18 protein-coding genes are annotated in these 18,619 nt (G+C 46.7%); 15 read left to right on the top strand and 3 right to left on the bottom strand.

The genetic code is table 11. The features are described 5' to 3' along the window. Window positions 1–4: 4 nt before the first annotated feature. From AACQ75_RS12455 to AACQ75_RS12405, 11 genes are read left to right on the top strand one after another with little or no spacing between them, the layout of a single operon-like run. Entirely contained in the window at window positions 5–373 is a 369-nt protein-coding gene (locus AACQ75_RS12455) for an ApeI family dehydratase (protein ID WP_170888741.1), read from the top strand. Then, complete coding sequence (locus AACQ75_RS12450) at window positions 357–2,087, top strand: LpxL/LpxP family acyltransferase (protein ID WP_170888740.1); 1,731 nt, start codon at window positions 357–359, stop codon at window positions 2,085–2,087. The genes AACQ75_RS12455 and AACQ75_RS12450 overlap by 17 nt, the downstream gene beginning before the upstream one ends. Then, a complete protein-coding gene (locus tag AACQ75_RS12445; RefSeq protein WP_170888739.1) occupies window positions 2,068–3,612 on the top strand; it encodes an HAL/PAL/TAL family ammonia-lyase in 1,545 nt (514 codons plus the stop codon). The genes AACQ75_RS12450 and AACQ75_RS12445 overlap by 20 nt, the downstream gene beginning before the upstream one ends. Window positions 3,613–3,620: 8 nt before the next feature. After that, on the top strand, window positions 3,621–4,061 hold the full coding sequence (locus AACQ75_RS12440; RefSeq protein WP_017050416.1) for an acyl-CoA thioesterase: 441 nt from the start codon (window positions 3,621–3,623) through the stop codon (window positions 4,059–4,061). Continuing rightward, window positions 4,058–4,669, top strand: a complete 612-nt coding sequence (locus tag AACQ75_RS12435) for a LolA family protein (RefSeq protein ID WP_017048106.1) — start codon at window positions 4,058–4,060, stop codon at window positions 4,667–4,669. The genes AACQ75_RS12440 and AACQ75_RS12435 overlap by 4 nt, the downstream gene beginning before the upstream one ends. Further along, entirely contained in the window at window positions 4,641–6,989 is a 2,349-nt protein-coding gene (locus AACQ75_RS12430) for an MMPL family transporter (RefSeq protein WP_170888738.1), read from the top strand. Before AACQ75_RS12435 ends, AACQ75_RS12430 begins: the two co-directional genes overlap by 29 nt. Further along, window positions 6,986–7,606: a DUF3261 domain-containing protein gene (locus AACQ75_RS12425; protein ID WP_170888737.1), complete on the top strand. Its 621-nt coding sequence runs from the start codon at window positions 6,986–6,988 to the stop codon at window positions 7,604–7,606. The genes AACQ75_RS12430 and AACQ75_RS12425 overlap by 4 nt, the downstream gene beginning before the upstream one ends. 9 nt (window positions 7,607–7,615) lie before the next feature. Continuing rightward, window positions 7,616–8,851 carry a beta-ketoacyl-[acyl-carrier-protein] synthase family protein gene (locus AACQ75_RS12420; protein ID WP_170888736.1) on the top strand — a complete coding sequence of 412 codons (1,236 nt, stop codon included), beginning with the start codon at window positions 7,616–7,618 and terminating at the stop codon, window positions 8,849–8,851. Further along, window positions 8,829–9,293, top strand: coding sequence for a hotdog family protein (locus tag AACQ75_RS12415; protein ID WP_170888735.1), 465 nt, complete (start codon window positions 8,829–8,831; stop codon window positions 9,291–9,293). Before AACQ75_RS12420 ends, AACQ75_RS12415 begins: the two co-directional genes overlap by 23 nt. Then, window positions 9,290–10,015 (top strand): 3-ketoacyl-ACP reductase FabG2, encoded by a 726-nt coding sequence (locus tag AACQ75_RS12410; RefSeq protein ID WP_017045136.1) that lies wholly within the window; start codon window positions 9,290–9,292, stop codon window positions 10,013–10,015. The genes AACQ75_RS12415 and AACQ75_RS12410 overlap by 4 nt, the downstream gene beginning before the upstream one ends. Next, window positions 10,012–11,241, top strand: coding sequence for a beta-ketoacyl-ACP synthase (locus AACQ75_RS12405; protein ID WP_170888734.1), 1,230 nt, complete (start codon window positions 10,012–10,014; stop codon window positions 11,239–11,241). The genes AACQ75_RS12410 and AACQ75_RS12405 overlap by 4 nt, the downstream gene beginning before the upstream one ends. Window positions 11,242–11,343: 102 nt before the next feature. On the opposite strand, the gene AACQ75_RS12400 is transcribed toward AACQ75_RS12405, so the two are convergent. Beyond that, entirely contained in the window at window positions 11,344–11,727 is a 384-nt protein-coding gene (locus tag AACQ75_RS12400) for a DMT family protein (RefSeq protein WP_017045134.1), read from the bottom strand. 233 nt (window positions 11,728–11,960) lie between these two features. Continuing rightward, the gene (locus AACQ75_RS12395; RefSeq protein ID WP_170888733.1) at window positions 11,961–12,797 is read right to left on the bottom strand and encodes a LysR family transcriptional regulator; all 837 of its coding nucleotides are present in this window, start codon (window positions 12,795–12,797) and stop codon (window positions 11,961–11,963) included. A gap of 362 nt (window positions 12,798–13,159) precedes the next feature. Between AACQ75_RS12395 and AACQ75_RS12390 the strand changes: the two genes are divergently transcribed. Next, the gene (locus AACQ75_RS12390; protein ID WP_017045132.1) at window positions 13,160–13,369 is read left to right on the top strand and encodes a hypothetical protein; all 210 of its coding nucleotides are present in this window, start codon (window positions 13,160–13,162) and stop codon (window positions 13,367–13,369) included. Between the two features lie 221 nt (window positions 13,370–13,590). On the opposite strand, the gene AACQ75_RS12385 is transcribed toward AACQ75_RS12390, so the two are convergent. Further along, complete coding sequence (locus AACQ75_RS12385) at window positions 13,591–14,193, bottom strand: TetR/AcrR family transcriptional regulator (protein WP_026028911.1); 603 nt, start codon at window positions 14,191–14,193, stop codon at window positions 13,591–13,593. A gap of 109 nt (window positions 14,194–14,302) precedes the next feature. On the opposite strand from AACQ75_RS12385, the gene AACQ75_RS12380 reads away from it, so the two are divergent. The 3 genes from AACQ75_RS12380 to AACQ75_RS12370 are packed head-to-tail and all read left to right on the top strand — an operon-like array spanning window position 14,303 to window position 18,495. Beyond that, window positions 14,303–15,751 (top strand): efflux transporter outer membrane subunit, encoded by a 1,449-nt coding sequence (locus AACQ75_RS12380; protein WP_170888801.1) that lies wholly within the window; start codon window positions 14,303–14,305, stop codon window positions 15,749–15,751. Window positions 15,752–15,768: 17 nt separating this feature from the next. Then, window positions 15,769–16,953, top strand: a complete 1,185-nt coding sequence (locus AACQ75_RS12375) for an HlyD family secretion protein (protein WP_094125463.1) — start codon at window positions 15,769–15,771, stop codon at window positions 16,951–16,953. 9 nt (window positions 16,954–16,962) lie between these two features. Further along, entirely contained in the window at window positions 16,963–18,495 is a 1,533-nt protein-coding gene (locus AACQ75_RS12370; RefSeq protein ID WP_017045128.1) for a DHA2 family efflux MFS transporter permease subunit, read from the top strand. The last annotated feature ends 124 nt before the right edge of the window (window positions 18,496–18,619 follow it).

Here is an 18,619-nt window from a genome sequence, read left to right as displayed (position 1 = left end):
GATTATGGCCAAAAGAACACCCATATTATTATGTGCTGAAACTCAGCCTCACACGGTGAATTTGACGCTGCGCGTTGACGCCGACATCATTGATTTTTCAGGACACTTTAAGCATTTCCCATTGCTGCCAGGCGTTACCCAAATCGATTGGGCACTGCGCTATGCACGAGAATACTTATCTGTACCCACAAGCTTTCAAGGTATGGAAGTGATCAAATTCCAAGAACCTATCTTGCCAGACATGACCGTTCAACTGGCATTAAGTTGGGATGAGGAAAAACAGAAACTCGCGTTTAGTTATAGTTCACAGCGCGAGGGTTTAAACATCATTCACTCATCAGGAAAAATGAAGTTGGGTGAAATCTGTGGCTGATTATCAAGCTTGTTTTTTAATTCCGTGCTACAACCACGGCAGCACAGTAGCAGAAGTTGTCTCATCACTCAGCGCATTTGAACTTCCCATTTTACTGGTTGATGATGGCAGCAATCAGCAAACAAAACAGGCGTTGAGCAACGTCGCCCAGCAAACACATGTTCACCTAATTACCCTAGAACAAAACCAAGGAAAAGGTGGCGCGGTAATGGCTGGCATTCGCCAAGCGCAGCAGTTGGGGTTTAGCCACGTCATCCAAATTGATGCCGATGGCCAACATGATTTACAAGCGCTGCCTAAATTACTGGCCGCGTCAAAGCAACATCCAAACCACCTAATTTCTGGTCAGCCGATTTATGATGACAGCGTACCCAAAGCGCGTTTATATGGCCGTTACGCAACGCATATTTGGGTTTGGATTGAAACGCTATCCTTTACGATCAAAGACAGTATGTGTGGTTTTCGCGCGTATCCTGTAGACCTCACCGTTGAGGTGCTCAATAACCATAAGATCGGCACGCGCATGGATTTCGATATCGAAATCTTAGTTCGCATGTATTGGCACGGGGTCGATATCGATTTTGTGGAAACCCGCGTCATTTATCCTGAAGGAGGCGTCTCTCATTTCGATGCACTATGGGATAACGTCAAAATCAGTTGGATGCACAGCAAATTATTTTTTGGCATGTTACCGCGTATTCCTCAACTGCTGAAACGCAACCAAAGCAGGCACAACAAAAGTGGTGCAGAGCCAAACCAGCACTGGTCAAAGCGTCAAGAACGAGGAACGATTCTGGGTATTAAAGCGTTACTGGCGGTATATAGCCTACTCGGGCGGCCAATTTTTAACCTGATGCTGAAACTTGTAATGAGCTATTACTACCTTACCGGAAAACAAGCTCGCCAAGCCTCTGAACAGTATTTACAGCACTTACAAAGCTACGCAAACCGTCGCCAAATCACGCTGCCAAATCATCTCTCTAGCTATAACCATCTGCTCTCTTTTGGCCACACTATGCTGGATAAATTGGCGGCATGGAAAGGCGATTTTTCGGTAAAAAATTTGACCATCCATGGTCAAGAATCGTTCCAAACTTTAGCAAAACGAAAACAAGGTGTGCTTCTTTTAGGATCTCACCTTGGAAATATTGAACTGTGCCGCGCTCTGGGACGTCGGCATTCTCATATTAAGATCAATGCGTTAGTCTTCACCGAGCACGCCGAACGCTTCAATGCGGTAATGAAAGCGATCAATCCCAACTCAGAACTGAACCTCATTCAAGTGAGCCGTTTGGGCCCCGATACCGCTATTTTGCTTCAACAGAAAATAGAGCAAGGAGAATGGGTGGTGATCGTCGGAGATAGAACGTCCACCAGCAAAGAGACCCGAGCCGTATGGGCCGATTTTTTAGGCCAACCCGCACCGTTTCCACAAGGCCCTTTTATGTTGGCCTCGGTGTTGAAAGCTCCCGTCTACCTTTTGTTTGGCTTAAGAGACGAACGTTCTAAAACTCCACATTTTAACGTCTATTTCGAGCACTTTAGCGACAACATAGATTTACCGAGAAAAGAGCGACAAGCGGCGCTAGCGCAGGTAGTACAACGCTACGCTGATCGGCTGGAACATTACACACTGCAAGCTCCACTGCAGTGGTATAACTTTTTCAACTTTTGGACTCTAAGTAAACAGCAGCATGATGATTCAGACAGATAACCGCATAACTTTTGGCGTCGATCGCCTCACCATTGAAGATGTTGTCGCGATTTCGCAAGGCGCGCAGGCCGACCTCAATTCTTCAGCGGAATTCACCGCTAAAATTGATCGCGGCGTCGCTTTTCTAGAACGACTTTTAAAAGAAGAAGGCGTGATTTACGGTGTAACCACCGGCTATGGTGATTCATGTACCGTTGCCATTCCGCCGAATCTAGTAGACCAATTACCACTGCATTTGACTCGCTTTCACGGCTGTGGCTTAGGCGAGGTATTAAGCCATCAGCAATCTCGCGCAGTATTAGCAACACGCTTGTGTTCACTAGCGCAAGGTGTCTCTGGTGTGAGCCATGAACTGCTTAACCAAATCATCACCTTGATCAACCACGATATCGCCCCTCGTATTCCACAAGAAGGTTCGGTCGGGGCAAGCGGCGATTTAACGCCACTCTCCTACCTCGCGGCCACACTGATTGGTGAGCGCGACGTGCTTTATAAAGGTGAGATGCGCCCAACTCAAGATGTGTTTAACGAACTGGGTATTCGCCCGATCAAGCTAAAACCAAAAGAGGGATTAGCGCTGATGAACGGCACATCAGTCATGACTGCTTTGGCCTGTTTAGCCTATAAACGCGCCGAGTATTTAACTCAACTCTGCACCAAAATTACCGCCATGGTGTCTGTCGCTATTCAGGGTAACGACTTCCATTTTGATGCCGCACTATTTGCCGTCAAGCCGCATCCTGGTCAGCAACAAATCGCAGCATGGCTACGCGATGACTTACAAGCAGAGCGCCCACCTCGCAACAGTGATCGCCTGCAAGATCGCTATTCATTGCGCTGCGCACCCCATGTGATTGGCACCGTACAAGATGCACTGCCGTGGCTACGTCAACTGATTGAAAATGAGCTCAACAGTGCCAACGACAACCCCATCATCGATGGCGATAATGAACGCGTACTGCACGGCGGCCATTTTTACGGCGGCCACATTGCCATGGCAATGGATACCTTAAAAACACAGGTTGCTAACCTAGCCGATTTGCTCGATCGCCAAATGGCGCAATTGATGGATTACAAATTCAACAACGGTTTGCCTTTTAACTTAACTGGCGCAGAAGGCGAAAGAAAACCGATCAACCACGGCTTTAAAGCCGTGCAGATTGGTATTTCAGCGTGGACGGCCGAAGCCTTGAAACATACCATGCCTGCCAGCGTTTTTTCACGTTCGACTGAGTGTCACAACCAAGACAAAGTCAGCATGGGAACCATTGCCGCACGTGATTGTCTACGTGTGCTTGAACTGACAGAACAAGTGGCGGCCGCCTCGCTGCTAGCAGCGACCCAAGCAATAGAATTGCGCAAACGTCATCATGAGCTGGATGAGCAACACATGAGTCACAATATCAAGCAGATGCGCTTAGCCGTGTTACAAGATTTTGATTTTGTGGTGGAAGATCGTCCGCTAGAACATGATTTGCGCCACTTTATTAGCCGCATTCAACAACGCCACTGGACACTTTACTAGGAAGCGCGATGAGCGATGTACTTCATCCATTGGAAAGTGAGGTGACTTTAGTCACCTCGTTTCAAGATGCCGACCCAATGGGCGTTATCTACCACGGCAATTATTTTCGTTTTTTTGAAGAAGCACGCCGCGTGCTGATGGAAAAAATTGATTACAGCTATCACGCGATGACTCAGTCGGGCTACCTATGGCCGGTGATTGATACCCACGTGAAGTACGTGAAAGCGATCCCGTTCAACCATACGATTCGTGTCAAAGCGACCTTGACAGAATGGGAAAATCGCTTGCGTGTTGACTACATGATTTTTGATAGCCAGACCGGGCAACGAATGTGTAAAGCGCACACCACTCAAGTAGCGGTTCGCATCGACACGCAAGAGATGTGTTTCGCTTCCCCAACGCTATTTACCGACAAAGTGCAGCACTGGCATACCTACGGGAAATTATGATGCGCCGTTTTCTATGGCTAACTTTAGCCCTATTTTCGCCCCTACTCTGGGCACAAGTGACCGACCTCGCTTCACTGCAAGCGCAGTTGGCGAAACACCAGATCGTACGCGGAGAGTTTACTCAACTCCGCCATATTGAGATGTTCGAACAACCACTGTCGTCAGCCGGGAAATTCTTGCTCGATAAACAAAATGGCTTACTTTGGCAACAAAACTCACCATTTCCAGTTAATTTGGTGCTAACCCAAGACAAGCTTCGCCAAACTTTTGCTAACCAACCACCACAGGTGATTACCGAAAAAGAGAACCCAATGGCGTTTTATTTCAGCCATCTCTTTTTGTCGGTATTTCATGGCGACACGCAGCAATTGAATGAACAATTTACGATGACGCTGCACAGCGAAGATGGCCAGTGGCAGTTAAATTTAACGCCGAGAAATGCGCCACTGAGCTCGGTGTTTACCTCGATAACATTAACGGGGCGAGATGACATTGATGGTTTGATCCTGCAAGAAGTACGAGGCGACAAAACCGAGATTCAGTTTACTAACCAAAACCACCAGCCAGAGCGTTTAACCCATGCTGAGCAAGCACAGTTTAACTTCTAAATCGAACCGGCTGGCATTGTTCTGGTTGGCTTTTGTGACCCTTTGTCTTGGCTTACTACTCAAGCAGTGGGTCTTTTCGGCGGCTTCACCGATCGAGACGGATATCCTTAAGCTACTGCCAGTCAACCAGCAAAGTGTGCTCGCCGAGCAAGCGTTTGAAAAAGTCACTGCCAGTATGAGCGATAAGGTGGTCTTTATTGTCACTGCGCCCAATGAGGCTGACCGGCTCAAATCCGTTACAGCGCTAGAAAGCGAGCTCAAGCAGAGTGGCTATTTCAAGGATGTGGTTGGGAAAATCGATGCCACTCAACAGAGCGCTTGGGCCAGTTACTACTTTCAACATCGAGCACAACTGCTCACCAACGAGCAACGCAATCAGCTCAGTCAACATCCCGAACAACAAGTGCAAGCGGTGGTGCAAGCCCTATATAACCCTTTTTCTGGGGTAACAGGGCAAGAGCTCAGTCACGACCCTTTTCTGCTATTTCGCGACTACTTAGCACAACTTAGCCAGCTATCGTCTCATTTTCGTTTGCAAGATGGATACTTAACCCGCGAGTATCAAGGCCAAAAATACGTGCTGATCACCGCGCAGCTCAACGACTCACCATACAGTTTCAAAGCGCAACAAGTGGTGCCCGATATTGCTCAATGGCAACAACGCATCAAGCAACAATTTAGTGCGGACATTTATCACACTGGTGTTTTATTTTACGCCGATTTTGGTACTCAAAGTGCCAAGTCAGAAATCAGCACTATTGGCCTTTTCTCATTACTCGGCATTGTGCTGTTGGTGATGCTGGTTTTTCGCAGTGCCATGCCTTTACTGTTGGCACTGCTCTCGGTATCCGTTGGGTTAGTGGTTGCCATGGTGATCACCACCGCGTTTTTTGGTCAGATCCATCTGTTTAGCTTAGTGTTTGGGGCCAGCCTGATTGGCGTTTCAATCGACTACGCCTTTCACTACCTGACCGATCGCCTTGCCGCAAATGAACAATGGGACAGCGTGCAAGGACTAAAGCATATTCTGACGGCCATTACCTTAGGGTTAATCACCAGTTTAATTGGCTATCTCGGTCTACTGGTCGCCCCTTTCCCCGGCTTACAACAGCTAGCGCTATTTTCCGCCTTAGGTCTCGTTGCCGCTTACGCGACGGTCGTGGCTTGGTATCCGATTTTGGCCAAAAAACCAAGTTCATCGAGAACGCTTCCCGGCATCACTTATTGGTCTTTATGGTTTGCGCTTTGGCAAAAGCCATGGGTTAAATGGGGCCTACCCACGGCGTTATTGATCATCAGCAGTCTTGCCCTGACGCAAGTGCACTACAACGATGACATTCGACAATTACAAGCCATGCCTAGCGACTTGAAACAGCAAGAGCTGCAAATCAGCGCCTTGACTGGTATTCAATCATCACAGCAAATGTTGGTCGTCAGTGCCAACGATGATGAAGCATTAATGCAGCAGTTAGAAAAATTAGATACGCAATTTTCACAATGGCAACAACAAGGCGTACTTTCTGGCTACCAAAGTTTAAGCCAAAACATCAGCTCGCTTAAGCGTCAGCAAGAAAACTACGCACTGGTTGAAGCGCTGTACGCAAACCAAGGCGCAGTACTGGCTCAAACGCTGAAACTATCTTCGGTTCCTAAACTTGAAGCGTCATTTTTGCCCATGACACTGGTGCATTATTTAGCCCATGATGTTTCCCAACCGCTGCGCTTTCTTTATTTAGGTGAAGTTGAGCAAAAAGTGGCGGCGGTAGTGCTGTTGAAAGAGGTTTACCAAGCAGCAGTAATTAAGCAGTTTGCGGCGAAAAATAGCGACTACGCCTATTTGAATAAAACCGAAGAGATCTCAATCCTGTTTGGGCAGTATCGCCTTAAAGTGATGGAGTTAATTGCGCTGGCTCTGACCTTGATCAGCGCTCTCACTATTTGGCGCTACGGCGTGAAACATAGCATTCGCATTATGTTACCTTCGCTGATTGCTTGCATCGCTGGGTTAGCCGTCACCGTCGCAACAGGCTCTACGCTCAATTTATTCAATCTATTAGCACTGGTATTAGTGATAGGTATCGGTATTGATTACACGCTCTTTTTTGCCGAACAAGCCCGCAGTCACAGTACCTTGCTTGCCATAACCCTTTCGGCACTAACGACTTTGCTCTCGTTTGGTCTGCTTGCTCTTAGCCAAACTCACGCCATCCACAGTTTTGGTTTGACGGTACTGAGCGGCATTTTCGTTGCTTGGTTGCTTTCACCAATGGCGATCAAATCACAACCTGCCGCCATGAAAGCGCATGAGGAAAAACTATGATGATGAGAATACGCCGTGCGCTGCCCTTGCTGTTACTGATGTTATCTGGCTGCTCTTTAGTGCCAAACCAAGCCTCCACGCAGGTAGAAATTAGCCCCAACACATTCGTTACTCTGCCCAAACCTGCGCAACTTGGGTACCAAGTCACGGCAAGTCAGTTGATCAGCGCCCATTGGCAAGATGATAACGGCCAGCATAACCAACAGCTTCCGGTCCAGTTGCAGGTGACCGATGACAAGATTGTGCTGGCAGGGTTTTCATCTTGGGGAACGAGGATTTTATCGCTCAATTATCAGCAAGATACTATTGAAACCAGCGTACTCAATGGCTTAGAAAACACCTTGCCGAAGCCCGAACAGATACTCTTTAACCTGATGATCACGCTCTGGCCGCGAAATGCTTGGGAAGCCCCGTTAAATAAGGTAAAGTGGCAAATCATTGATGATGAGAATAGACGAACACTCATCAATGAACTGGGTGAAACAGTGATTGTTATTGATTATCAACATCCCTTCTCGATGAAGGGCGATATTCGCTTCCACAATCAGTTATTGAATTACACCATTACGATTACAACGCTCAGTACTCAGTACCCTTTGCCGCCCACACAACCGTAGATAGCTATCATGAACTCATCCACGACTTCTCCTATTGATTCTCGCTCACCTATTTATGTCCAAGACTGCGGTTTTCACTGCGCGATGGGGAGTGACTCGTCGCACATTCACCAAAGTTTAGCGCAGGGCTATTGTGACAACATGGTGGCTGACGACACGTCGCTCAATACTGGCACCGCAACCATCGTAGGCCGAGTGAGTGAACCGCTACCAGAAATCCCAGCGCATTTAAGTGCGTTCAATACGCGCAACAACCAACTGGCTTTATCGGCACTGCAACAAATCGAACCAAGCGTCCGCCACGCGATTGCCACTTATGGCGCAGATCGCATCGCAGTGGTGGTTGGCACGAGCACGTCCGGCATTGCTGATGGCGAAATCGCACTCGCCCACAAGTTAGAGCAGGGCAAATTCCCAAGCGACTACCACTACTACAAACAGGAATTAGGCAATTGCAGTGATTTTATCGCTCGCTATTTTGCAATAAGCGGCCCCTGCTACGCAATTTCGACCGCCTGTTCGTCCAGTGGCCGCGTCTTTATCACCGCCAAAAGAATGCTTAATGCTGGGTTAGTTGATGCGGTGATTGTCGGTGGTGCCGACACTTTGTGCCGCTTAACACTCAATGGTTTTAACGGTTTAGAGGCATTGTCTCAACGTTTGTGTAAACCGTTTGATGCACAGCGAGATGGCATCAACATTGGTGAATCTGCCGCTTTTATGCTGCTGGGTAAAACGCCATCTCAGCAACACGCTCACGCCATTGCGCTATTGGGCGCAGGCGACAGTTCCGATGCACACCATATTTCTGCGCCCCACCCAGATGGAAACGGTGCAGAACAGGCAATGCGTAACGCGCTGCAAGATGCCAAATTAACCGCCAGTGATATCGGCTATATCAACGCTCACGGCACCGCAACACCGCTCAATGACAGCATGGAAAGTAAAGCGATTTTCCGCGTTTTTGGCCAGCACGTTGCGGTGAGTTCAACCAAACCACTCACTGGACACACGCTCGGCGCGGCCAGTGCAACCGAAGCCGCCATTGCTTGGCACATACTGCAATACCAATTGCCTTTGCCCATTCAGCGCTGTGCTAACAAAGCGCCAGACATTGATATTACGCTAGTGGAAACCACCCAATATTTAGAAAACAAGGCCATTTTAAGCAACTCCTTTGCTTTTGGTGGCAACAATATTAGCCTCATTTTTGGTTACGTTAATGACAAAGCTTCCTGCAATTGATCAACTGCTGCCTCATCAAGCGCCGATGATTTTGATTGACCGCGCGCTTGAGGTACAGAGCGAATCTATCCACTGCCAAGTGGATATTGAATCGCACCACCTGTTTTTTGACCCAGCGACACAAAGCATACCGGCCTATGTCGGTATCGAGTTTATGGCACAAGCCATTGCCGCGTGGTCTGGGTATCACTCACTTGTCCAAGGCATTCAACCGCCGATTGGCTTTCTGCTCGGCAGTCGCCGTTATCGAGCACTGTGCGATGCATTCCTGACAGGGCAAACGCTCGATATCTACGCTGAACAGCTAATGCAAGACAATGGCATGGCCGTGTTTAAGGCAAGAATCGAGCACCAACACCAGCTTTTGGCCGAATGCCAATTAAATGTGTATGTGCCATCAGAACAAAAATTAGAAGAAATGAAAATGAGGAGTCAAGCATGACCCGACACGTATTAGTGACTGGTGCGAGTAAAGGCATAGGCAAAGCGATTGCGATTGCGCTCGCCAAAGATGGTTTTGCCATTGCCGTCCATTACATGGGCGACCAGCAAGGTGCCCTGCAAACACTAGCGACCATCGAGCAAAACGGTGGTTCAGGCCGACTGATTCAATTTGACATCAGCAACCGAGCTCAGTGTCGCGAAGTATTAGAAGCCGATATTGCTCTACATGGCGCTTATTACGGCGTGGTCAATAACGCGGGCATTACTCGTGACACGGCGTTTCCCGCCATGACAGAACAAGAATGGGATGGTGTAATTCACACCAATTTAGACAGCTTTTATAACGTCCTCCACCCTTGTGTGATGCCAATGGTGCAAAAACGCCAAGGTGGGCGCATTGTGACTTTAGCATCGGTGTCGGGCATCACAGGCAACCGGGGCCAAACCAATTACAGCGCCGCTAAAGCTGGCGTGATTGGCGCGACCAAATCGCTCGCGCTTGAACTGGCTAAGCGCAAAATCACCGTCAACTGCGTTGCTCCGGGTTTAATCGATACAGGCATGGTGGATGAGCACGTCAAAGAGCACGCACTGCCACAAGTTCCTTTACGCCGCATGGGTGAACCCGAAGAAGTCGCAGGTCTTGTGAGCTATTTAATGTCTGATATTGCTGCTTATGTCACTCGCCAAGTTATCTCGGTTAATGGAGGCTTAGTATGACCCGCCGCGTTGTCGTTACAGGCATGTCCGGCGTGACTGCTTTTGGTAATGACTGGTCCAGTATTGAGCCAAAACTCAGAGCTTGTGAAAATGCCACTCAATATATGCCCTCCTATGAGCAGTACGAGGGTTTAAACACTAAACTCGCCGCGCCAATAATGGGCTTTACACTACCTAGCCACTACAAACGTAAGCAAGTACGAGGTATGGGCCGCGTGTCACAACTGGCGACCGTTGCCACCGAAAATGCGCTGCTACAGGCGGGCTTAATTGGTCATGAAGTGCTGACGAACGGCCAAACCGGTATCGCTTATGGTTCATCAACAGGCAGTACCGATGCCATCGGTGCGTTTGGTGTCATGCTCAACGAAAAAACCACTCGAGCCATTACCGCCACCACTTATGTGCAGATGATGCCTCACACTGCCGCGGTGAACGTAGGTCTATTTTTCGGGCTCAAAGGCCGCGTCATTCCAACCAGTAGCGCCTGCACGTCTGGTAGCCAAGCCATCGGTTACGCGTACGAAGCGATCAAGCACGGCTACCAAACCGTAATGGTGGCGGGCGGTGGTGAAGAGCTCTGCCCTACCGAATCGGCCGTATTTGATACCTTATTTGCCACTAGCCTCAAAAACGACCAGCCAAAAACCACCCCACGCCCGTATGATACTCAGCGTGATGGCTTAGTGATTGGTGAAGGTGCAGGAACTTTAGTGCTTGAAGAGTATGAACACGCCATCGCACGCGGTGCCGTCATTCACGCAGAAATAATCGGTTTTGCCAGCAACTGCGATGCCGCCCATGTCACTCAACCACAAATGGACACCATGCAAATCTGCATGGAGATGGCGCTGCGTGATGCCAAGTTAAGTGCAGATAAAATTGACTATGTTTCGGCTCACGGCACGGCGACCGACCGGGGTGACATAGCCGAAAGTCACGCCACCGCAAACGCGTTGGGTAAAGTGCCGATCAGCTCGTTGAAAAGTTATTTTGGTCACACATTGGGCGCATGTGGCGCGGTTGAAGCTTGGTTAGGTTTAGAAATGATGCGCAGCGGTTGGTTTAATCCAACCCTTAATCTAGATAACATCGACCCGCAATGTGGCGATCTTGATTACATTACAGGCACAGGGCGTGAGCTGGATGTGCAATATCTAATGAGCAATAACTTTGCTTTTGGTGGCATCAACACCTCGATTATTTTTAAGAAATTCAGCGAATAATCACATAAAAAGCCGTTGCCCACACAACGGCTTTTTTTACGAGTTTATTTATCCGGCATTTACCTCTTAAATATTGGTCGCCTGCCAAATACTCGCCAGCAATCAACCAATACTTTTCGCAAGTACTTCGAGGATTTGCGGTCTGAAAATAAAAAACACCGCGCCAAGCAAACAGAGCCCTGCCCACACAAAATCAAGCCTGAAAGGCTCTTTCATGTAGATCAATGCAAAAGGCACAAACACCGATAAGGTGATCACTTCTTGCAATATTTTCAATTGGCCAAGGTTTAATACCGTATAGCCAATCCGGTTAGCAGGTACTTGGAAGAGATATTCAAACAGGGCAATTCCCCAACTGACTAACGCTGCAATAATCCACGGTTTGTGGCTGAGATCTTTTAAGTGAGCGTACCAAGCAAAGGTCATAAATACGTTGCTGATCAACAAAAGCCCAATAGTCATCACGACGGGAGGAAGGGTGAACATTAAGACGAACTCCAAAATAAGCAAACACGAACTGAACTCACAAACGAGCAGAGTCTGCGCTCAACGTTTCCCTTCGTCAATATTATTGATGAGCGCTAAGCTGCCCAGAATACGAACCAATTCAGCCAACACAACAACTGACTTGGTTTTGCCACTATCACTCAAAGTTAATACTCATACACATTCTGTTAATGGAAATTAACGATATATTTTCTCCCGAAAGATCAGCCTAACTAAAAGGATGGTTTATTCAAAATACTATCCAGTTCTGCTCTAATCAAAGCTGATATTTCGGCCAGCTTTCTCGGGAGTGGATTTTGGTAAGGGTAGGCAATATAGATCGATCTTTCCGTATCGAAAGTTTCGATAACATGGATGTTGTTTATGTAGCTACCTTTCATGAGATAATTTGGAATAACACCCACACCTACGCCTCTAGAAACAAAATTCATTAGAATAGACGTATTGTCAACTTCAATGACATCACTGTAATCCTTCTTTATTAACTCTTTACTCGAATGTTTTTTATAGATAAGTAGCGTATTATTTTTAGTGTTATCGATTCTCGATATTAATATATCATTATAATTTCCGATTTTATGTGCAATCAACGTATCATCAACAACGTTATTAAGCCTAATCGCTATATCCACATTGCTTTCTAATAAACTCTCAACATTGTTACTTGATGATATCTCAAAGTTAACGGCAGGATAGCGTTCTTGAAGGCCTTTAAGAATATCACCAAAAATAGAAGATGCTATAGAGTTGGGCATTGTTATTTTAAATTTACCACTAATACAGTCACTAAGTGATTTTGCTCTGTAATTCAATTCTTTTAGATTCTCTAAAGCTTCGATGGCAAGTTCTTTGATACTTTCACCATGATCAGTAAGAACGAGTTTTCTTGTTGTTCTGTGAACGAGCGTAACCCCGATCTGTTTCTCTAAAGTCGCTAGTTGACGGCTGACTTGAGCTTTAGATTTACCAAGTTCCTTTGAAGCTTCCGTCAAGGAAAGGTGCTTACAAATTGCCGCAAAGCAGATTAGGTCATTATTCATCAATTCCATGATTGTTACCTTTTTGCAACTCTGAGTCACGTTGTCTTTTAAATGCTCACTTAGTATAACTAGCTTTCGTCGAAGGATGAAAGTGATATTTAACCTTTTTGATGAAACAATGACAGGCTATTACCTTAATACAAGTTTAGGATACTAAGGAAAACCAATATAAATAAAATTTAAAACCCATCATTAAAGTAATAAGAATGTATGTCTTAGGTAAATATTTAATAGATTTAAATTAAATGACCTTACTTATCATTAATTTAGCCATCATTACTTATGGTTCAATCCCACAAAAACAAATAATAAATATAAAACTGTATTTATCACATTAAAAATGTAACCTAAAAATATAGAGGTATTAAAAAATGAAGCCAGAAAAACAAAACTTAAGAAAAAACATCTTTCAATACGGAATTTTTCCTAACTTAATGAATAACATTATCCTGTTTTATACAAAAGTGTTTGTTAAATTATTTGGTGATGAGATGAGAACTAGCCACTACAAAAGTAAAATCAATGTACGAAATACGAGTGAGCTTAGCGAACATATGAAACGAGATATTGGTTTAGATTGATTGGCGGCTTTACTCGCTCAATGTCAATTCCCCAAAATAATTTATCAGCCCCAATAATCATATTCTCCACACTATCAATGCACACAATGCCAGCTCCCTCTCCTTCGAGGGGAGGGTTAGGGTGGATGTTTGTTCAATAACTTCAATAAGTTTTATGTACACGGCAATCCCCTCTGCTAGCCTCCCCCTATCTAAAAGGTGGAGGAACTCGATGATCCTAATTAGCAGTTAGCGTAAATCAACACGAAAGTGTCAACAGCCCGCGTAACAACCGCTTCAATTTCATTTTTGCTTGGTGCTGCAATAACACCAAGTTCATACGGCTCTAACAGCTCAGCTTCAAGCAGCACTTTCAGTTGTCTTGCCGCTATCCACTCATCACATTCACGCAATTTCCCTTGTTCGATGTAAGAGCGCAGAAAGTGACTCACTTCTAGCCATCCTTTACGTGGGCCATTGTGATAAAAATAACGTCCAACATCTGAATGTTCTGCTTCTGAAAGGGCCATTTTGCGAATTGCGGTGAGATCAGCCGACAAAATGGACTTGAGATAGTGGTAACCAAATGTGGTCAATGTCTCTTTGAGTGGTTTATTTGTCGATAACGTTTGGAACGCAGTCGCTCGCAGCTCGGCAGCGGTAGATTCCATCACGGCAAGGAAAATTTCCTCTTTAGAGCTGAAATAGTTATACAGCGTCGCTTTTGAACCACCGACGGTTTTCGCTATACCAGACATAGAGGTTCGGGTAAATCCTTGCTTTATAAATTCTTCTCTTGCCACATCGATAATAGCCTGTCGACGTTCTTCACTTTTAACTCGCATAACTACCACTACTTTCTAATTTGTAGCTTTTGATTTTCCCTTGACAGCGAAACCTTGTCAAGTATATAACTGTACCGTACAGTTCAGTTATAAGGAAGATACATTGAAAATTCATCGCCGTGCCCACTTCACCCTTGGAGGGCGGCCTATTCATCTGCGAGTGTTCTCGATACTTCATATCGTTTTACTCTCAGCCTGTTCTGCTCCCTCTTATCTTGCTGATCCTTCTCAAGATTTAGCAACACACTTTCAATATGCACAGGCGCTAAATGAGCTAAATGCGATTGACTGGCCAAACGATCACTGGTGGCAACGCTATGACGACGCACAACTCAATGCATTAGTAAATGAAGCCTTGCGCAGTTCACCTAATATGCAAGTAGCACAAGCACGCTTGAAATATGCGCAAGGTATGGCGCAGCAAGCGGGTGCGTTGAATAAACCCAATGTGGGTATGGCTGCTTCTGCGTCTGAAACCAAAGTCAGCTACGCCTACCAAGCGTATATGCCCCCAGAAAATTGGAATGATTATGGATCTGTCGGCTTAGATTTTTCTTACGATTTTGATTTTTGGGGCAAAAATAAGGCGCTCATTGAATCCGCTCAGTTCGATTATGCGGCCGCTCAAGCACAGCAAAGAGCCGCAGCGCTGATTCTCTCCACTTCCGTGGTTAATCACTACATTGAGCTTGCGCGTTTATACGCCAATCAAGACACCGCAGCTGCAGCACTAGACATCAAACATCACACGTTAGATCTACTGACAAAACGTTATGACAATGGTCTTGAAACACAAGTGGCCGTCAGCCAAGCACGTTCAACCGCCGCTTTAGTCGAAGCCGATCTACTGAGTATTCAAGAAGCAATTGCGCTACAAAAAAATGCGCTTGCGGCGTTACTTGGTAGCGGACCAGACCGTGGATTGTCACTATCAAGACCTGCTTTGGTATTCTCAACCGCGATCGGTATTCCCGATGACTTAGCGCTAGGATTACTCGGCCACCGCGCTGATATTTCCATCGCACGTTGGCATGCTCAGGCGGCGGCGAATCGCATCGACTATGCCAAAGCACAATTTTATCCCGACATCAAATTGTCTGCGTTTATCGGCTACCAATCATTTGGGTTAAACAGCTTATTCAACAGTGGCAATGATGCCGGCAATGTTGGTGCCGCGATTTATCTTCCTCTGTTTTCGGGTGGACGCCTTGAAGGCCAATTGACCGTTGCAGAATCACACTATGAAGAAGCCGTCGCCTTGTACAACGCCACACTGATCCAAGCACTGCAAGAAGTCGCCAACGCCATCACCAGCAACCAAAAACTCAGTGCACGTATCGCTAAAATGCAAGAAGCGGTTGATGCCGCCAGCGTGGCTTACCAAACCTCTCGCCATCGCTACAGTGGCGGCTTATCAACTTACCTTGATGTCCTGACAGCCGAAAATGCATTGATCAACAGCCAACAAGCCTTGGTCAATTTGGAATCACGCTCTTTTAGTTTAGATGTCGCACTTATCCATGCTTTGGGTGGTGGTTACCACTCTACCCCACTTTAATTTCCATAGGTCTATTCATGAACACGACACACGCACCATCTGATCACGCGCATCAAGCGCGCCGTAATCGAATTACAGGTTTTGCCGCCTTAGCCATTGTTATCCTTATCGCAGCCCTTGGTTGCACTGCTTATTGGTATTTCATTGCCTCACGCTATGTCACTACCGACAATGCTTATGCCTCAGTAGAAATTGCAGAAGTGACACCAGCCGTCAGCGGGATTGTGACCCGAGTTGACGTAGTGGACACCCAATGGGTAAATGCAGGGGATGTGCTAGTAACGCTTGACGACACCGACGCACGTTTAGCGCTGATACAAGCAGAGGCAGATCTGGCTTTGGCAAAACGCCGAGTCGAAAGTTACATTGCCAATGATGAAGGTTTGAATGCCCTAGTGCGAGCGCGCATGGCCGATGAAAACCGGACTAAAGCCCAATTAGCCGTAGCACAAGCTAATTTTGAACGTGCTAAATTGGACTTATCTCGCCGTCAAGACCTAGTAAAATCAGGCTCAGTGTCTGGTGAAGAACTCTCGAACGCCCAAACGTCTTTTACTCAAGCCCAAGCCAATTTAAATGCAGCGAAGGCCGCGGCGAATCAATCGGTAGCGACTCGGCTTTCGACCATTGGTAACCAAAAAGCCAACGCGGCGTTGATCCAAGGCACATCGGTGGAAACCAACCCCGAAGTTCTACTCGCTAACGCGCGTTATCAGCAAGCACAAGTCGATTTAGCCCGTACCGTCATCCATGCGCCCATTGCTGGTGTTGTGGCAAAGCGTCAAGTTCAAGTGGGTAGAAAAGTGCCCGTTGGCGCTCCACTGCTCACCATTGTTCCTATCGACCAGATCCATGTTGATGCCAATTTCAAAGAAGGTGAACTGCGTGATTTGCAGATTGGCCAAACCGTCACTGTGACATCAGATCTGCATGGTGATGATGTCCGCTATCACGGTTTAGTTACGGGAATTTCTGGTGGTACGGGCTCTGCATTTTCGATGATCCCAGCTCAAAATGCCACTGGCAACTGGATAAAAGTCGTGCAACGCCTCCCCGTTCGTATCGAGTTAGATCCTCGCGATCTGCATGACCACCCACTGCAAGTTGGCCTCTCAATGACAGTGACTATCGATACTTTGTCACAAGAAGACGTGAGTTACCTCACTCGTGCTCGCTACGATATTCGCGGCGATCAAGGTTAAGGTGTCAAGATGACTCAAGCATCCGAAGGCATCAAGCCACTGACTGGTAGTGCCCTCTTTTTTGGAACCTTGTGCCTTGCGATGGCTAATTTTTTAGCCATCTTAGACACCACTATTGCGAACGTTTCGGTTTCAAGTATTGCGGGTAGCCTTGGCACTTCCACCAGCCAAGGAACGTATGTCATTACCTCTTATGCGGTAGCAGAAGCGATTTCAGTGCCTTTAACGGGTTGGTTAGCCTCTCGTTTTGGCGCAATCAGAGTGTTTGTTACCTGCTTTATCTTGTTTGGCATTTTTTCACTGTTGTGCGGATTTGCCACCAACATGTCGACCTTAGTGATGTTTCGGGTCTTTCTCGGTTTAGCTGGCGGGCCATTGATGCCTCTGTCGCAAACACTGATGATGCGTATCTTCCCGAAAAACAAAGGTCATGTGGCCATTGGTATTTGGAGTATGACAACCTTAGTGGCTCCGATCATGGGCCCAATATTGGGAGGAGTGTTGTGTGACCAACTTAGTTGGCCTTACATCTTTTTTTGCAAAGTGCCATTTGCCATTATTGCTGGGATCGTTTGCTGGCGCATTTTGCGTAAATTTGAAACTAAAACCAGTAAAACACCCGTTGATGTTATTGGCATAATCCTCTTGGTTATTTGGGTCGGTGCGCTGCAAATTATGCTCGATGAAGGTAAGGACCATGATTGGTTTGAATCAACACGCATCGTGGCTTTAGCGGTTGTGGCCGCAATTAGCTTCGTCTCTTTCCTCATTTGGGAGTTGACCGAACGTAACCCAATTGTCGCGCTGAAGGTGTTCCGCCATCGAGGCTACAGCACCAGTATGGTCACACTTTCATTAGCCTTTGGCGCGTTCTTTTCCATCTCTGTTATCACGCCTTTGTGGTTACAAATTTACATGGGTTACACAGCCACAATATCGGGCTACGCAACAGCCGTGATGGGGATATTAGCGGTCTTTCTTGCGCCATTGATCGCCAACTTATCGAGCAAATATGATCCTCGTCCGTTTGTCTTTTGTGGTGTGTTGTGGTTGGGTTTATGGACTTTCATCCGAAGTTACGCCAACTTAGATATGACGTTTAGCCAAGTCAGTTGGCCCATTTTCTTCCAAGGGATTGGTATGCCGTTGTTCTTTGTACCGCTCACGGCCATTGCCTTAGGGAGTGTCAAAGAGAGTGAGATGGAATCGGCGGCAGGCTTAATGAACTTCATTCGGACATTGTCCGGTGCATTTGCCACTTCGATGATCAATACCGCGTGGGAACGAAATACCCGCTATGTCCACTCTGAATTGTCGGGGCTCACCGACCAACATGGTGTGGCGACCCAAACCATGCAATCTAGTGGAATGAGCTTAGATCAAGTGCGTAATGCGATTGATTGGATCGTACAAAAGCAAAGTGTAATGGTGGCAACTAACCAGCTCTTTATGACGATTGCGACCATTTTTATACTCGCGGCTTGCTTTATTTGGCTGGCTCCCAAACCCAAATACGCGGTTGACACCTCTTCGGTACACTAATTGGTACCTCAGCCCGATAAGTACACTGCTTCTTATCGGGCTTTTTTACGTCATAAAAGATTTTCTCTTTCTCTGTAGATAAAGCAAAAATACTCATCTGCTTTAAGCGATAATCTAAAATACG

Origin of the sequence: Vibrio sp. B1-2, from assembly GCF_963888445.1 — a bacterium.
GTDB lineage: Bacteria > Pseudomonadota > Gammaproteobacteria > Enterobacterales > Vibrionaceae > Vibrio > Vibrio anguillarum.
Note: the sequence above shows the minus strand (reverse complement) of the source record. Positions and strands in the feature narration are given on the sequence as shown.

What these genes read in the sequence shown, in the direction of transcription:
- AACQ75_RS12455 (WP_170888741.1), top strand. Translation starts at nt 5, where the DNA reads ATGGCCAAAAGAACACCCATATTATTATGTGCTGAAACTCAGCCTCAC.
- AACQ75_RS12445 (WP_170888739.1), top strand. Translation starts at nt 2,068, where the DNA reads ATGATGATTCAGACAGATAACCGCATAACTTTTGGCGTCGATCGCCTC.
- AACQ75_RS12440 (WP_017050416.1), top strand. Translation starts at nt 3,621, where the DNA reads ATGAGCGATGTACTTCATCCATTGGAAAGTGAGGTGACTTTAGTCACC.
- AACQ75_RS12435 (WP_017048106.1), top strand. Translation starts at nt 4,058, where the DNA reads ATGATGCGCCGTTTTCTATGGCTAACTTTAGCCCTATTTTCGCCCCTA.
- AACQ75_RS12430 (WP_170888738.1), top strand. Translation starts at nt 4,641, where the DNA reads ATGCTGAGCAAGCACAGTTTAACTTCTAAATCGAACCGGCTGGCATTG.
- AACQ75_RS12425 (WP_170888737.1), top strand. Translation starts at nt 6,986, where the DNA reads ATGATGATGAGAATACGCCGTGCGCTGCCCTTGCTGTTACTGATGTTA.
- AACQ75_RS12420 (WP_170888736.1), top strand. Translation starts at nt 7,616, where the DNA reads ATGAACTCATCCACGACTTCTCCTATTGATTCTCGCTCACCTATTTAT.
- AACQ75_RS12415 (WP_170888735.1), top strand. Translation starts at nt 8,829, where the DNA reads ATGACAAAGCTTCCTGCAATTGATCAACTGCTGCCTCATCAAGCGCCG.
- AACQ75_RS12410 (WP_017045136.1), top strand. Translation starts at nt 9,290, where the DNA reads ATGACCCGACACGTATTAGTGACTGGTGCGAGTAAAGGCATAGGCAAA.
- AACQ75_RS12405 (WP_170888734.1), top strand. Translation starts at nt 10,012, where the DNA reads ATGACCCGCCGCGTTGTCGTTACAGGCATGTCCGGCGTGACTGCTTTT.
- AACQ75_RS12400 (WP_017045134.1), bottom strand. Translation starts at nt 11,727, where the DNA reads ATGTTCACCCTTCCTCCCGTCGTGATGACTATTGGGCTTTTGTTGATC.
- AACQ75_RS12395 (WP_170888733.1), bottom strand. Translation starts at nt 12,797, where the DNA reads ATGGAATTGATGAATAATGACCTAATCTGCTTTGCGGCAATTTGTAAG.
- AACQ75_RS12390 (WP_017045132.1), top strand. Translation starts at nt 13,160, where the DNA reads ATGAAGCCAGAAAAACAAAACTTAAGAAAAAACATCTTTCAATACGGA.
- AACQ75_RS12385 (WP_026028911.1), bottom strand. Translation starts at nt 14,193, where the DNA reads ATGCGAGTTAAAAGTGAAGAACGTCGACAGGCTATTATCGATGTGGCA.
- AACQ75_RS12375 (WP_094125463.1), top strand. Translation starts at nt 15,769, where the DNA reads ATGAACACGACACACGCACCATCTGATCACGCGCATCAAGCGCGCCGT.
- AACQ75_RS12370 (WP_017045128.1), top strand. Translation starts at nt 16,963, where the DNA reads ATGACTCAAGCATCCGAAGGCATCAAGCCACTGACTGGTAGTGCCCTC.